The sequence below is a fragment of the Pseudomonas putida genome, from assembly GCF_002025705.1.
GTDB classification, from domain to species: Bacteria; Pseudomonadota; Gammaproteobacteria; order Pseudomonadales; family Pseudomonadaceae; genus Aquipseudomonas; species Aquipseudomonas putida_J.
Window position 1 is genome coordinate 68,947 of the sequence record NZ_CP018846.1, and the last position, 14,251, is coordinate 83,197.

Sequence of the window (14,251 nt, forward strand, 5' to 3'; positions counted from 1 at the left end):
TGCTTTGGTCGATTTTTATCCACTTAGGTGGGTAATGACAAAAAAGTATTACTTATTCTAATTATTAGCCTGGGTTTTAATCGGGGTTATGCGCACTCCTGTGTCGGCCTCTTCGCGGGTAAACCCGCTCCTACAGGTACAGCGCAAATCTGACGGCCTGTGCAACCTCTGTGGGAGCGGGTTCACCCGCGAAGAGGCCGGCACAGGCCATGAAAATCTCAGTTCATTTCTGCGCGAAGCAGCTCAATGCGCTGATCCTTTTCAAGCCACAGCTGGTTCACCCAGGCCTGCACGGTCTGCCGGAACTCAGGATCATTCTCGTAATCCCCATCCCATAACGCCGGGTCCAGTTCACGCACCTGAATGTCGATAATCACCCGGCTGATGCTGCCATTGAGCAAGGCCCAGAACCCCGGTGCCTGGTTGCCGGGATAGACGATGGTCACGTCCAGCAGCGCGTCCAGCTGCTCGCCCAGCGCCGCCAGCACGAATGCCACGCCGCCGGCCTTGGGCTTGAGCAGGTAGCGGTAGGGCGATTGCTGCTCGCGCTGCTTGGCCTCGGTGAAGCGGGTGCCTTCCAGGTAGTTGACCACTGTCACCGGCTGGCGCTTGAACAGCTCGCAGGCGGCCTTGGTGATCTCCAGGTCCTTGCCCTTTAGCTCTGGGTGCTTTTCGAGGAAGGCCTTGCTGTAGCGCTTCATGAACGGGTAATCCAGGCCCCACCAGGCCAGGCCCAGCAGCGGTACCCAGATCAGCTCTTTCTTGAGGAAGAACTTGAAGAACGGCGTGCGGCGGTTGAGGCTTTCGATCAGCGCCGGGATGTCGACCCAGGTCTGGTGGTTGCTGACGGCCAGGTACGAGGTGTCCTTGCGCAGGTTCTCGACGCCGCGGATGTCCCACTGGGTGGGGATGCACAGGGCGAAGATGGCCTTGTCGATTTCCGACCAGGCCTCGGCGACCCACATCACCGCAGCGGAGGAGTAGTCACGGCCGCGGCCCGGCAAGACCAGCTTGAGCAGGGCAAAGATCAACAGCGGGCAGATCATCACCACGGTGTTGAGCAGCAGCAGGGTGGTCGTAAGAATGCCGGTAAACAGGCGACGCATAAGGAAACTCTTGTTGTGGGAAATTAGCAGGGCGCAATGATAAGCAGCGCCGCGGTCTACGCCAAATGTCCAATGCCCGACGGCGGGGACAAATGTTTCACAACATGTTGGTTAGGCTTGTGACAGCGAACCTATCCTGCCATTGCAGTCTAAGCACTGACTCTTCTCAAGGAAGCCTGCCTGTGAAATCCCTGCTTGCCCTGTTATCGCTGTTGGCGCTGCCGGTCATGGCCGCCGAACCCACGCTCTATGGCCGTTACGAGAACATCAAGCTGCCCGAGCTTGGCCAGACCCTGAAAGCCAAGCTGGATACCGGTGCCTGGACCGCCTCGCTGTCGGCCAAGGACATCGAGTTGTTCACCCGCGATGGCGAGGAGTGGGTACGTTTCCGCCTGGCGACCAAGGACTCCGACGGCAAGGTCTATGAGCACCAGGTCTCGCGCATCAGCAAGATCAAGGGCCGTGCCGATGAGGAGGATGAGGGTGATGCACCGGAAATCTCCAAGCGGCCGGTGGTCGACCTGGAGATGTGCCTGGGGGGTGTGAAACGCACCATGGAGGTCAACCTGGTGGACCGCAGCCACTTCAATTACCCGCTGCTGGTGGGCTCCAAGGCGCTGCGCGAGTTCAAGGCGGCGGTCAACCCGGCCAAGAAGTTTACTGCTGGCAAGCCTGACTGCTGATTCCGAAATCAGACTAGGCCTGCTTTTTGTGGGAGCGGCCTTGTGTCGCGAAAGGGCCGCAAAGCGGCCCCGGCGATCCATGCGGCGAAGCTGAGATCCTGGGGCCGCTGCGCAGCCCTTTCGCGACACAAGGCCGCTCCTACACGGATTGCGTATGTATCAGGCCAGCGGGGCAGTCGCGACCATCGACGGTCGCTGGCTCACCTGGGCATACCACGCCGCCAGCCCAGGCTGGCGCTCACGCCAGCCGAAATGCGGCTGACGCAGGTCCAGATACCCCAGCGCACAGGCCACGCCAATCGCGGCGAGATCGAACCCTGACGCCAGCTCTGCCAGATGTTCCTGCTCAAGGTTGGCCAGGCTACGGCGGATCTTGTCGGTCTGCGCTTCAAGCCAGCCATCCCAGCGCTTTTCTTCAGGCCGCAGGAAGCTCTCGTAGCGGCTGGACACCGCCGCATCCATAATCGCATCGGCCTGCGAAACCAGCGTCATGCGCCGCCAGCGCGCCGAGCCCTCGCGCGGCAGCAGTGGCAGGCCGACGTGTTGCAGGTCGAGGTACTCGCAGATCACCCGGCTGTCGTGCAGCACGGTGCCGTCATCCAGGCGCAGGGCCGGGATCTTGCCGATCGGGTTGCCCTGGTTGAGCTGCTCGTCGCCGTTCACCGGGCTGATGTTCACCGGTTGCAGGCTCACGCGCTGCAGCTGGCCGGTCTCGTGCAGAACCACCATGACCTTGCGCACGAAGGGCGACAGTGGCGAGTGGAACAGGGTCATCGTGCTCATGGTTCAGTTGCCCTGCAGGCTCGGTGGCAGGCACACGCCGGTGCCGCCGATGCCGCAGTAGCCGTCCGGGTTCTTGGCCAGGTACTGCTGGTGGTAGGCCTCGGCAAAGTACACGGTCGGTGCCTGGTCGATCTCGGTGGTGATTTCGCCGTAGCCGGCCTTGCTCAGCTCGGCCTGGAAGGCGTCGCGGCTGGCCTTGGCCTGCTCCAGCTGTTCAGGGCTGGTGCAGTAGATGGCCGAGCGATACTGGGTGCCGACATCGTTGCCTTGGCGCATGCCCTGGGTCGGGTTGTGCAGCTCCCAGAACATCGCCAGCAGCTCCTGGTAGCTGACCCGGTCCTTGTCGAACACCACCAGCACTACTTCGGTGTGGCCGGTCAGGCCCGAGCAGACTTCTTCGTAGGTCGGGTTCGGGGTAAAGCCGCCAGCGTAGCCGACCACGGTGCTGACCACGCCTTCACGCTGCCAGAAGCGGCGCTCGGCGCCCCAGAAGCAGCCCAGGCCGAAGATGGCGAAGTCGATGGCACCTTCGAAGAACGGGCCGAGCAGCGGGGTGCCTTCGAACACGTAGTGGAACTCGGGCAGCTGCATGGGCGTCTCGCGGCCAGGCAGGGCCTGCTCCGCAGTTGGCATGACGTTTTTGTTCACCAGGATTTCCGAACGCAGGACCATGGCCGTTCCTCTGTATGTCAGTTGAATAGGGGTGGCCGCATCGCGGATAAATCCGCTCCTACAGGGACCGTGTGGGAGCGGGTTCACCCGCGAAAGGGCCCGAATGGGATCTAGTGTGCCCGACCTTTAAGCGGCTGTCAGGCCATTGGACCGCGCGGGTAGCGCTTGAGTTTTTCTTCGAGCTCGCGGCCCGGGATTGGCCGGTCGAACAGGTAACCCTGGCCGACGTCGCAGCGGTGCCGGCGCAGGAACGCCAGTTGCTCAGGCGTCTCGATGCCTTCGGCCACCACCTTGAGCTTGAGGTTGTGGGCCATGGCTACCACCGCCGAGGTGATTTCCATGTCGTCCTGGTTATCGGGGATCTCGTTGATGAAGCTGCGGTCGATCTTGATGATGTCGATCGGGAACTTCTTCAGGTAGCTCAACGACGAATAACCCGTGCCGAAGTCGTCCATGGCCAGGGTCAGGCCCAGGGCCTTGAGCTCGTCGAGCTGGCGGTGGGTGTCTTCGGTGGCTTCCAGCAGCAGACCTTCAGTCAGCTCCAGCTCCAGCAGGTGCGCGGGCAGGCCTTCTTCCTTGAGGATCGAGCCGATCGAGGCCACCAGGTCGGGGTCGGAGAACTGCTTGGGCGACAGGTTGATGGCCACGTGCAGGCAGCCCATGCCGGCTTGCTGCAACTGTTGGCTCATGCGGCACGACTGGCGCACCACCCACTTGCCGATGGGGATGATCAGGCCGGTTTCTTCGGCCACGCTGATGAACTGGTCCGGGCGGATCATGCCGCGCTCGGGGTGGTTCCAGCGCAGCAGGGCTTCCAGGCCCAGCAGGCGGCCGCTGCGCAGGCACAGCTTGGGCTGGTAGAACACCTCCAGCTCGTTCTGGGTCAAGGCGCGGCGCAGGTTGTTCTCGACGAACAGCTTGTAGCTGGCTTCGGCGTTGAGCACTTCGGTAAACACCTGCACCTGGTGCTTGCCGTTGGCCTTGGCCTTGTGCAGGGCCAGGCCTGCGTTCTTCATCAGGGTGGTCGGGTCGCTGCCGTGCAACGGCGCGCAAGCCAGGCCTACCGAGGCGGTGACGTTGATCAGCTGGTTGTCGACGAACATCGGCTTGTCGAGGGTGCGCAGCAACTGCAGGGCAACACCCTGGCCGTCTTCCAGGCTGGTGTCATCGAGCAGCACGGCAAACTCGTTGCTGGCGAAACGGGCGAGCACGCCGTTGACGCTCAGGCTGTTGCGCAGGCGCCGGGCCAGGCTGATCAGCAGCTTGTCGCCGGTCTGATGGCCGAGGCTGTCGTTGATGCGCTTGAAGTTGTCGATGTCCACCAGCAGCAGGCAGATCGGGTTCTCGCTGTCACGGGCGAAGCGTTCGTCGAGCTTGCGGATGAACGCCGGGCGGTTGCCCAGGTTGGTCAGGTTGTCGGTGTAGGCCAGGCGCTCGATGCGTTGCTGGGCCAGCTTGGTCTGGGTGACGTCTTCGTAGATGCCGATGTAATGGGTCAACTCACGGTTGTCGCCGTACACCTTGGAGATCGACAGTTGGCCCCAGTAGGGCTCGAGGTTTTTGCGCCGGCTCTTGAATTCGCCCTGCCAGCTGTTGCCCATGGCCAGGCTCGACGGCGAGTCGAACAGCAGCTCGCTGAGGTTTTCCAGGGCTGGCAGCTCGGCCAGATGGTGGCCCTGGACTTCCTCGGTGCTGTACTGGGTGATCGCCGTGAAGCTTGGGTTGACGTACTCCACCACGCCGTCGCGGTTGACCAGCAGGAAGGCGCTGGCGCTTTGCTCCACTGCCCGCTGGAACAGGTGCAGGGCGCTGGCGGCGGTACGCCGGTTGTGGTTGGTGATGACTTGGGCGAACTGGTCGGCCAGCTCGCCGGCAAAGGCGATTTCATCCGACTGCCAGGCACGCGGCTGGCCGGTCTGCTCCAGGCACAATACGCCGATTACCTGGCCATCGACGCGGATGCTGGCGTCGAGCATGGCGTTGTTGTCGGCATACAGGCTCTCGGCCAGCTCACGGGTCCGAGGGTCGTGGTTGGCGTTGTGCGCGTCGATGGCACGGCTGGCGTGCAGGGCTTCCAGGTAGTCGGGGAAGCGGCTGGCATCGATCGGCTCGGGCAGGCGGTGCGCCTGCTCGTTGCGCAGCCAGGCACTGATCGGCTCCAGGCGCTGCTCTTCCAGGTGCCAGATGCTGGCGCTGTCGACCTTGTAGATTTCGCAGGCGCTGCGGGTAATCAGCTGGGCGGCTTCGATCAGCGAGTTCTCGGCACTGTAGCGCTGGCGGGCCAGGCGCAGGATCAGGTCCTGCTGGGCGCGCACGCGCTCCAGATGCTCAAGCTGTTCCTGCTGGGCACGTTGATTGATCTGCAGGGCCAGTTGCAGGCGGTTGTTGCGCGATTCCAGGTCGTTGGTGTCGAGGTCGCTGTCGACTTCGTCGTCGAGCACCGTCAGGAACCCGCGCAGCTGCTGGCGGTTGTGCTGCTTGAACGCCTCGCCGGCTTCCAGCAGGCGCAGGGCGCGCGACTGGGTGTGCAGGGTGTAGCGCACGCGGTAGTAGCCACGGTTGCTCAGTTGCAGCTGGATTTCATCGTGCAGCCGGTAGCGTGCCTCGGGCTCCATGAGGCTGGCATAGGGCGAGTCGATCAGTGCGCACAGCTCGGAAGCGGGCAGGCCGAACTGGCGATCGCAGGCCGGGTCCAGGTAGAGCATCGCCCAGCTGGCTTCGTTCAGCCTTTCGAAACGCAGCATGCCGAGCCGCGAGGGCACGGGAAGCTGCGTGACGACCTCGGCCGCCACACGGCTGGCGGCATCGGGTTGGCTTTTCATCGAAGACTCGCTTGAAGGGGGACGCGGCCTGGTCGGCGGCGCATCTGGCAAGGTTGCATCATGTCCCTGAGGCTGGCAAGCGGCCATGAGGGCTGTCATGTATATGTTTTCGGCCGCCGGGCTGAAATCCTTAGTTCGGCTTTAGAATTTGGGGCCGCTTTGCGGCCCTTTCGCGACGCAAGGCCGCTCCCACAGGCATGCGCGATTACCTGTGGGAGCGGCCTTGTGTCGCGAAAGGAGGGCGAAGCCCTCCCAGCTTTCTCAAGGCAAAAAAAGCCCCGCCAATCGACGGGGTTGAGGTACGAGCGTGGCAGCTCGAAAAGGGTACCTGCCTCCCCGAGGGGAGGCAGGCTGGCTGCGTGTTACAGCAGCATGGTGCGGATGTCGCCCAGCACGTCGCCCAGGCGCTTGGTGAAGCGCGCGGCGGCAGCGCCGTTGATCACACGGTGATCGTAGGACAGCGACAGTGGCAGCATCAGCTTCGGCTGGAAGGCCTTGCCATCCCAGACTGGCTGCATGGTCGCCTTGGAGACGCCCAGGATCGCCACTTCCGGCGCGTTGACGATCGGCGTGAAGCCGGTGCCGCCAATGTGGCCGAGGCTGGAGATGGTGAAGCAGGCACCTTGCATGTCGTCGGCCGACAGCTTCTTGGTGCGCGCCTTCTCGGCCAGTGCAGCGGCTTCGGCAGCCAGTTGCAGCAGGCTCTTCTGGTCGACGTTCTTGATCACAGGGACCAGCAGGCCGTCCGGGGTGTCCACGGCGAAGCCGATGTGCACGTACTTCTTGCGGATGATGGCCTTGCCGCTTGGCGCCAGCGAGCTGTTGAAGTCCGGCAGTTCCTTGAGCAGGAAGGCGCAGGCCTTGAGCAGCAGTGGCAGCACGGTCAGCTTGACGCCAGCCTTCTCGGCCACGGCCTTCTGCGCAACGCGGAAGGCTTCCAGCTCGGTGATGTCGGCGGAGTCGAACTGGGTCACGTGCGGCACGTTCAGCCAGCTGCGGTGCAGGTTGGTGGCACCGACCTGCATCAGGCGGGTCAGGGCCACTTCTTCCACTTCACCGAACTTGCTGAAGTCCACGGCAGGGATCGGCGGGATGCCAGCGCCACCGGTTGCGCCGGCGGCTGCCGGGGCTTCCTTGGCCTTTTGCATCATCGCCTTGACGTAGACCTGCACGTCTTCTTTCAGGATGCGGCCGTGCGGACCGGTGGCGGCAACTGCGCCCAGGTCGACACCGAATTCACGGGCCAGCTGGCGAACCGCCGGGCCGGCGTGAACCTTGGCATTGCTGCCAGCAGCCGGGGCGGTAGCGACCGGAGCCGGGGCAGCAGCCGGGGCAGCGGCGGCAGGCGCGGCAGCTGGAGCAGCTTCGGCCTTGGCTGGTGCTGCAGCGGCTGGCGCCGGAGCGGCAGCAGGGGCAGCGCCCGCGACCTTGAGCTTGAAGATCAGGTCGCCAGTGCCAACTTCATCTTCCAGCTTGCACAGGACTTCTTCGACCACGCCGGCAGCCGGCGACGGGATTTCCATGGAGGCCTTGTCGGACTCCAGGGTAATCAGCGACTGGTCGGCTTCGACGGTGTCGCCGACCTTGACCAGCACTTCGATGATCTTGGCCTTGCCCGACGAACCGATGTCCGGCACGTGGATGTCCTGCACGCTGGCGGCAGCCGGAGCTGCTGCCGGAGCAGGGGCCGCTTCGGCGGCCGGAGCAGGCGCAGCAGCTGGAGCCGGAGCTGCGGCGGCGGCCGGGGCCTCAGGGGCCGCAGCAGCGGCGCCCTCGGCTTCCAGGACCAGCAGCTCGTCGCCTTCTTTCAGGCGGTCGCCCAGCTTGACCTTCAGTTCCTTGATCACACCGGCCTTGGGCGCCGGGATCTCCATGGAGGCCTTGTCGGACTCCAGGGTCAGCAGGCTCTGGTCAGCCTCGATACGATCACCGACCTTGACGAACAGCTCGATGATTTCACCTTCACCGCTGCCGATGTCAGGTACGCGAATGAGTTCGCTCACTTAAAAATACTCCTCAGCAGTCCAGTGGGTTGCGCTTGTCCGGGTCGATGCCGAACTTGACGATGGCGTCAGCCACAACCTTGGGTTCGATCTCGCCGCGGTCAGCCAGGGCTTCCAGGGCAGCCAGCACCACGAAGTGGCGGTCGACCTCGAAGAAGTGACGCAGCTTCTTGCGGCTGTCGCTGCGACCGTAACCGTCGGTACCCAGGACTTTGAACTCTTTGCTTGGAACCCACTGGCGAATCTGCTCGGCGAACAGCTTCATGTAGTCGGTGGACGCGATGACCGGGCCCTTGCGACCGTTCAGGCACTGCTCGACGTAAGTCTGCTGTGGCTTCTGGCCAGGCTTCAGGCGGTTGGCGCGTTCCACGGCCAGGCCGTCGCGACGCAGTTCGTTGAAGCTGGTGACGCTCCACACGTCGGCACCGACGTTGAACTCTTCACGCAGGATCTTCGCCGCTTCGCGGACTTCGCGCAGGATGGTGCCGGAGCCCATCAGCTGTACGTGGTGCGCGGCTTCGCGGGTGTCTTCTTCGAGCAGGTACATGCCCTTGATGATGCCTTCCTCGACACCGGCCGGCATGGCTGGCTGCTGGTAGGATTCGTTCATCACGGTGATGTAGTAGAAGATGTCCTGTTGCTCTTCGGTCATCTTCTTCATGCCGTCCTGGATGATCACCGCCAGCTCGTAGCCGTAGGTCGGATCGTAGGTGCGGCAGTTCGGGATGGTGCCCGCCATCATGTGGCTGTGACCGTCTTCGTGCTGCAGGCCTTCACCGTTGAGGGTGGTACGGCCGGCGGTACCGCCGATCAGGAAGCCACGGGTGCGGCTGTCGCCAGCGGCCCAGGCCAGGTCGCCAATACGCTGGAAGCCGAACATCGAGTAGAAGATGTAGAACGGCAGCATCGGCTGGTTGTGGCAGCTGTACGAGGTACCGGCAGCGATGAACGACGACATGGCGCCGGCTTCGTTGATGCCTTCCTCGAGGATCTGGCCCTTCTTGTCTTCGCGGTAGAACATCACCTGGTCTTTATCGACTGGCTCGTAGAGCTGGCCGACGGACGAGTAGATGCCCAGCTGGCGGAACATGCCTTCCATACCGAAGGTACGGGCTTCGTCCGGGATGATCGGAACGATGCGCTGGCCGATTTCCTTGTCCTTGACCAGTTGCGCGAGGATACGCACGAAGGCCATGGTGGTGGAGATTTCGCGGTCGCCCGAGCCGTCCAGGATCGCTTTCAGCGTTTCCAGGGATGGGGTCGGTACGCTGAAGCTCTTGGCACGGCGCTGCGGTACGAAGCCACCCAGGGCTGCGCGGCGCTCGGCCAGGTAACGGGCTTCGGCAGAACCTTCTTCCGGCTTGAAGAACGGCAGGTTCTCCAGGTCCGCATCCTTGACCGGGATGTCGAAGCGGTCACGGAAGTGACGCAGGCTGTCGACGTCGACCTTCTTGGTGTTGTGCGCGGTGTTCTTGGCTTCGCCAGCACCGGTGCCGTAACCCTTGATGGTCTTGGCCAGGATGACAGTCGGCTGCTCTTTGTGGTTCACAGCCTGGTGGTAAGCCGCGTAGACCTTGTACGGGTCGTGGCCGCCACGGTTGAGCTTCCAGATCTCGTCGTCGGACAGGTCTTCGACCATGGCCTTGAGCTCTGGGGTGTTGAAGAAGTTCTCACGAACGTACGCGCCGTCTTTGGCTTTGTAGTTCTGGTACTCGCCGTCGATGACTTCGTCCATGCGGCGCTGAAGGGCACCGTTGGTGTCCTTGGCCAGCAGTGGGTCCCAGAAGCGGCCCCAGACGACTTTGTTGACGTTCCAGCCACCGCCACGGAACACGCCTTCGAGTTCCTGGATGATCTTGCCGTTGCCGCGAACCGGGCCGTCGAGGCGCTGCAGGTTGCAGTTGATGACGAAGATCAGGTTGTCCAGCTTCTCGCGGCCGGCCAGGGCGATTGCGCCCAGGGATTCCGGCTCGTCGCACTCGCCGTCGCCCATGAAGCACCAGACCTTCTGCTTGCCGGCCGGGATGAAGCCGCGCGCTTCCAGGTACTTCATGAAACGTGCCTGGTAGATGGCCTGGATCGGGCCCAGACCCATCGAAACGGTCGGGAACTGCCAGAAGTCAGGCATCAGCCATGGGTGCGGGTACGAAGACAGGCCGTTGCCGTCCACTTCCTGACGGAAGTTGTTCATCTGGTCTTCGTTGATGCGGCCTTCCATGAAGGCACGGGCGTAAACGCCTGGCGATGCGTGGCCCTGGAAGAAGATCAGGTCGCCGCCGTGTTCTTCAGTCGGCGCCTGGAAGAAGTAGTTGAAGCCGATGTCGTACAGGGTGGCACTGGAAGCGAAGCTGGAGATGTGGCCGCCCAGGTCCGAGTCCTTCAGGTTGGTGCGCATCACCATGGCCAGCGCGTTCCAACGCACCATCGAGCGAATGCGGCGTTCCATGAACAGGTCGCCAGGCATGCGTGCTTCGTGGGTGACAGGGATGGTGTTGCGGTATGGCGTGGTGATCGCGTACGGCAGCTGGGAGCCACTGCGGGTGGCCAGCTCGCCCATGCGGGTCATCAGGTAATGAGCGCGGTCTTCGCCTTCTTTGTCGAGGACCGACTCCAGGGCATCCAGCCATTCCTGGGTTTCGATTGGATCGAGGTCTTGCATGGCTTGCTCCAGGGCGGAAAGGCCACCAGAATCGGGGGCCTGAGTTTGCGACTGGCCTTATGGGCAGACGTCGTGAATTCTTGGATTACCGGGGTGTCTCCCGGCGCCGTGTAGTTTTACTACATTTGCTCCGGCATTTCATGCTTTTGCACGCCATGGGTAGTAGTAAAACTACACAAATGCGACGTTTGGTCGCACCTCGGCTTGTGAGGAAAAACGTTCATGTTGGTTGGCGGTGTGTCGCGAACAGGTGAATCTTGATGTTTCGTGCCAATGATTCGTTTTTTTCAGCTATTTCCAACTTTTGTATGACAGTCCAACCGTGGTCCGGCTTCCTCTTGGCCGCTTTTTCCCCTCCATTTCACGCCGATCAAGGATAGACCATGCGCCTACCTTTGCCGCTCGAACTGCCTGCTTCCCTGCAACCGCTGGTCGTTCGCAACCAGCAGTTTCTGAGCGATGCCGTGGCAGGCCACGCTGAACTCGACCTGCAAACCTGGACCCCGCTGCACCGGCAACAGTTCGATCAGGTAGCCGCCGCCAGCGACTTCGTGCTTGGCCTGGCCCAGCGTGAGCCGGCCATGCTGTTTGCCCTGATCGCCAGCGGTGAGCTGGACCGCCGTTACGCCGCAGGCGAGTTGCGCGGGCAGATCGCCGCTGCGGCCCAGGCCGCGCAGAGCGAAGACGAGCTGGCGCGTAACCTGCGCCGCGAGCGCAACCGCCAGCAGCTGCGCATCATCTGGCGCGACATCACACGGCAGGCCGAGCTGGGCGAGACCTGCCGGGACCTGTCCGACCTCGCCGATGCCGCCATCGACGAAGCCTACCAGTGGCTGTACCCGCGCCACTGCCAGCAGTTCGGCACGCCGATCGGCAACCGCAGCGGCCAGCCACAGCACATGGTGGTGCTGGGCATGGGCAAGCTGGGCGCGGTGGAGTTGAACCTGTCGTCGGATATCGACCTGATCTTCGGCTTCCCCGAAGGTGGTGAAACGGAAGGGGTCAAGCGCTCGCTGGACAACCAGGAGTTCTTCACCCGCCTGGGCCAGCGCCTGATCAAGGCACTCGACCCGGTCACCGTCGATGGCTTCGTGTTCCGCGTGGACATGCGCCTGCGCCCTTACGGCTCGGCCGGCGCACTGGTGCTCAGCTTCAATGCGCTGGAGCAGTATTACCAGGACCAGGGCCGCGACTGGGAACGCTACGCGATGATCAAGGCGCGGGTGGTGGCTGGCGACCAGGCCGCAGGCGCGCAACTTCAGGAAATGCTGCGGCCATTCGTTTACCGGCGTTACCTGGACTTCTCGGCGATCGAAGCGCTGCGCACCATGAAGCAGCTGATCCAGCAGGAAGTGCGGCGCAAGGGCATGGCCGACAACATCAAGCTCGGCGCTGGCGGTATCCGCGAGGTCGAGTTCATCGCCCAGGCATTCCAGCTGATCCACGGCGGGCGCGACCTGAGCCTGCAGCAGCGGCCGCTGCTCAAGGTGCTGGCGACGCTGGAAGGCCAGGGTTACCTGCCGCCGGCAGTGGTGGCGGAGCTGCGCGAAGGTTATGAATTCCTGCGTTATACCGAGCACGCCATCCAGGCCATCGCCGACCGCCAGACGCAGATGCTGCCGGATAGCGAGCTCGACCGTGAGCGTGTCGCCTATATCCTCGGCTTTGCCGACTGGCAGAGCTTCCACGATCAGCTGATGTACTGGCGCGGTCGGGTCGACTGGCACTTCCGCCAAGTGATTGCCGACCCGGATGAAGACGAAGGTGAAGGCGAGCTGGTAGTGGGTGGCGAGTGGTCGCCACTCTGGGAACAGGCCCAGGATGAAGATGCAGCGGGCCGCCAACTGGAAGAGGCTGGCTTCAAGCAGCCGGCCGAAGCCCTGCGCCGCCTGGCCGGGCTGCGCGCCAGCCCGCAGCTGCGCTCGATGCAGCGTATCGGCCGGGAGCGGCTGGATGCCTTCATTCCACGGTTGCTGGCCCAGGCCGTGGAGCACGACAACCCGGACCTGGTGCTGGAACGCGTGCTGCCGCTGGTCGAAGCCGTGGCGCGGCGTTCGGCCTATCTGGTGCTGCTCACCGAAAACCCGGGTGCCCTGCGGCGCTTGCTGACCCTGTGTGCGGCCAGCCCATGGATCGCCGAGCAGATCGCCCGCTACCCGTTGCTGCTCGATGAGCTGCTCAACGAAGGCCGCCTGTTCAGCCCACCGTTGGCGCCGGAGCTGGCCGCCGAGCTGCGCGAGCGGCTGACGCGCATTCCCGAGGACGACCTGGAGCAGCAGATGGAAGCGCTGCGCCACTTCAAGCTGGCGCACAGCCTGCGTGTTGCTGCATCGGAAATCAGCGGCAACCTGCCGTTGATGAAAGTCAGCGATTACCTGACCTGGCTGGCCGAAGCGATTCTCGACCAGGTGCTGGCCCTGGCCTGGCGCCAGACCGTGGCCCGCCATGGCCAGCCCAAGCGCAGCGACGGCAGCTTGTGCGACCCAGGCTTCATCATCATCGGCTATGGCAAGGTCGGCGGCCTGGAGCTGGGCCACGGTTCGGACCTGGACCTGGTGTTCATTCACGATGGCGACCCGCAAGCGGAAACCGATGGCGCCAAGCCGATCGACAGTGCGCAGTTCTTCACGCGCCTGGGCCAACGCATCATCCACCTGCTGACCACCCAGACCAACTCCGGCCAGCTGTACGACGTCGACATGCGCCTGCGCCCCTCCGGTGCGGCGGGGCTGCTGGTCAGTTCGCTGGGGGCGTTCGAGCGTTACCAGCAGAGCGAAGCCTGGACCTGGGAACATCAGGCCCTGGTGCGCGCCCGTGTGCTGGTGGGCTGCAAGCAGGTGGCGACGGCGTTCGAGGGTGTACGGGCCAAGGTCCTGGGCCAGGCCCGCGACCTTGGCAAGTTGCGCAGCGAGGTGAGCGAGATGCGCGCCAAGATGCGTGACAACCTCGGTACCAAAGCCACGGCTGCCGGCACCGCGGCCAATGCCTTCGATGCTGGCGTTGCGTTCGATATCAAGCAGGATGCCGGCGGTATCGTCGATATCGAATTTATGGTGCAATACGCCGCTTTGGCCTGGTCTCACGAGCATCCGGCCATACTCCGATGGACCGATAACATCCGCATTCTGGAAGAGCTGGAGCAGGCAGGGTTGATGCCGGCCAGTGACGCGGTGCTGTTGCGTGAGGTGTACAAGGCGTTCCGCTCGGCGTCGCACCGCCAGGCCCTGCAGAAGCAGGCCGGGGTGATCGATGCGGCGCAGTTTGCCGATGAACGCCGCGAAGTGCGGCGGATCTGGAGCGAATTGGGTCTGACCTGAGGCCGCTGGGGCCGCTTTGCGGCCCTTTCGCGACACGAGGCCGCTCCTACAGGTGATCGCATTCCCTTGTAGGAGCGGCCTTGCCGGGGCGCCGGACCGGTCGGAAAGGGGCGCGAAGCGGCCCCAGCGGTTCCCCGGTGGTACACTGTCCGCCACATAGCCTGAATATAAAGAGGGGAGGCCAGGCTGTAAGCAGCCTGTAGCCT

8 protein-coding genes are annotated in these 14,251 nt (G+C 63.4%); 2 read left to right on the forward strand and 6 right to left on the reverse strand.

The genetic code is table 11. The features are described 5' to 3' along the window. Nucleotides 1–218: 218 nt before the first annotated feature. Nucleotides 219–1,106: an acyltransferase gene (locus tag BUQ73_RS00355; RefSeq protein ID WP_079226261.1), complete on the reverse strand. Its 888-nt coding sequence runs from the start codon at nucleotides 1,104–1,106 to the stop codon at nucleotides 219–221. 182 nt (nucleotides 1,107–1,288) lie between these two features. Between BUQ73_RS00355 and BUQ73_RS00360 the strand changes: the two genes are divergently transcribed. After that, on the forward strand, nucleotides 1,289–1,789 hold the full coding sequence (locus tag BUQ73_RS00360; protein WP_079226262.1) for an ATP-dependent zinc protease: 501 nt from the start codon (nucleotides 1,289–1,291) through the stop codon (nucleotides 1,787–1,789). A 159-nt stretch (nucleotides 1,790–1,948) separates the two neighbouring features. On the opposite strand, the gene BUQ73_RS00365 is transcribed toward BUQ73_RS00360, so the two are convergent. The 5 genes from BUQ73_RS00365 to aceE all read right to left on the reverse strand — a co-directional run bounded on the left by BUQ73_RS00365 (nucleotide 1,949) and on the right by aceE (nucleotide 10,728). Beyond that, a complete protein-coding gene (locus BUQ73_RS00365) occupies nucleotides 1,949–2,572 on the reverse strand; it encodes a glutathione S-transferase (protein ID WP_079226263.1) in 624 nt (207 codons plus the stop codon). Nucleotides 2,573–2,575: 3 nt separating this feature from the next. Then, on the reverse strand, nucleotides 2,576–3,244 hold the full coding sequence (msrA, locus tag BUQ73_RS00370; protein ID WP_079226264.1) for a peptide-methionine (S)-S-oxide reductase MsrA: 669 nt from the start codon (nucleotides 3,242–3,244) through the stop codon (nucleotides 2,576–2,578). Between the two features lie 137 nt (nucleotides 3,245–3,381). Next, the gene (locus tag BUQ73_RS00375; RefSeq protein ID WP_079226265.1) at nucleotides 3,382–6,066 is read right to left on the reverse strand and encodes a putative bifunctional diguanylate cyclase/phosphodiesterase; all 2,685 of its coding nucleotides are present in this window, start codon (nucleotides 6,064–6,066) and stop codon (nucleotides 3,382–3,384) included. A 362-nt stretch (nucleotides 6,067–6,428) separates the two neighbouring features. Beyond that, nucleotides 6,429–8,069 (reverse strand): dihydrolipoyllysine-residue acetyltransferase, encoded by a 1,641-nt coding sequence (aceF, locus tag BUQ73_RS00380; RefSeq protein WP_079226266.1) that lies wholly within the window; start codon nucleotides 8,067–8,069, stop codon nucleotides 6,429–6,431. Nucleotides 8,070–8,082: 13 nt separating this feature from the next. Then, entirely contained in the window at nucleotides 8,083–10,728 is a 2,646-nt protein-coding gene (gene aceE / locus BUQ73_RS00385; RefSeq protein ID WP_079226267.1) for a pyruvate dehydrogenase (acetyl-transferring), homodimeric type, read from the reverse strand. Between the two features lie 383 nt (nucleotides 10,729–11,111). Between aceE and glnE the strand changes: the two genes are divergently transcribed. Next, nucleotides 11,112–14,045: a bifunctional [glutamate--ammonia ligase]-adenylyl-L-tyrosine phosphorylase/[glutamate--ammonia-ligase] adenylyltransferase gene (glnE, locus tag BUQ73_RS00390; RefSeq protein WP_079226268.1), complete on the forward strand. Its 2,934-nt coding sequence runs from the start codon at nucleotides 11,112–11,114 to the stop codon at nucleotides 14,043–14,045. Nucleotides 14,046–14,251 lie beyond the last annotated feature (206 nt).

What these genes read in the sequence shown, in the direction of transcription:
- BUQ73_RS00355 (WP_079226261.1), bottom strand. Translation starts at nt 1,106, where the DNA reads ATGCGTCGCCTGTTTACCGGCATTCTTACGACCACCCTGCTGCTGCTC.
- BUQ73_RS00365 (WP_079226263.1), bottom strand. Translation starts at nt 2,572, where the DNA reads ATGAGCACGATGACCCTGTTCCACTCGCCACTGTCGCCCTTCGTGCGC.
- msrA (WP_079226264.1), bottom strand. Translation starts at nt 3,244, where the DNA reads ATGGTCCTGCGTTCGGAAATCCTGGTGAACAAAAACGTCATGCCAACT.
- BUQ73_RS00375 (WP_079226265.1), bottom strand. Translation starts at nt 6,066, where the DNA reads ATGAAAAGCCAACCCGATGCCGCCAGCCGTGTGGCGGCCGAGGTCGTC.
- aceE (WP_079226267.1), bottom strand. Translation starts at nt 10,728, where the DNA reads ATGCAAGACCTCGATCCAATCGAAACCCAGGAATGGCTGGATGCCCTG.
- glnE (WP_079226268.1), top strand. Translation starts at nt 11,112, where the DNA reads ATGCGCCTACCTTTGCCGCTCGAACTGCCTGCTTCCCTGCAACCGCTG.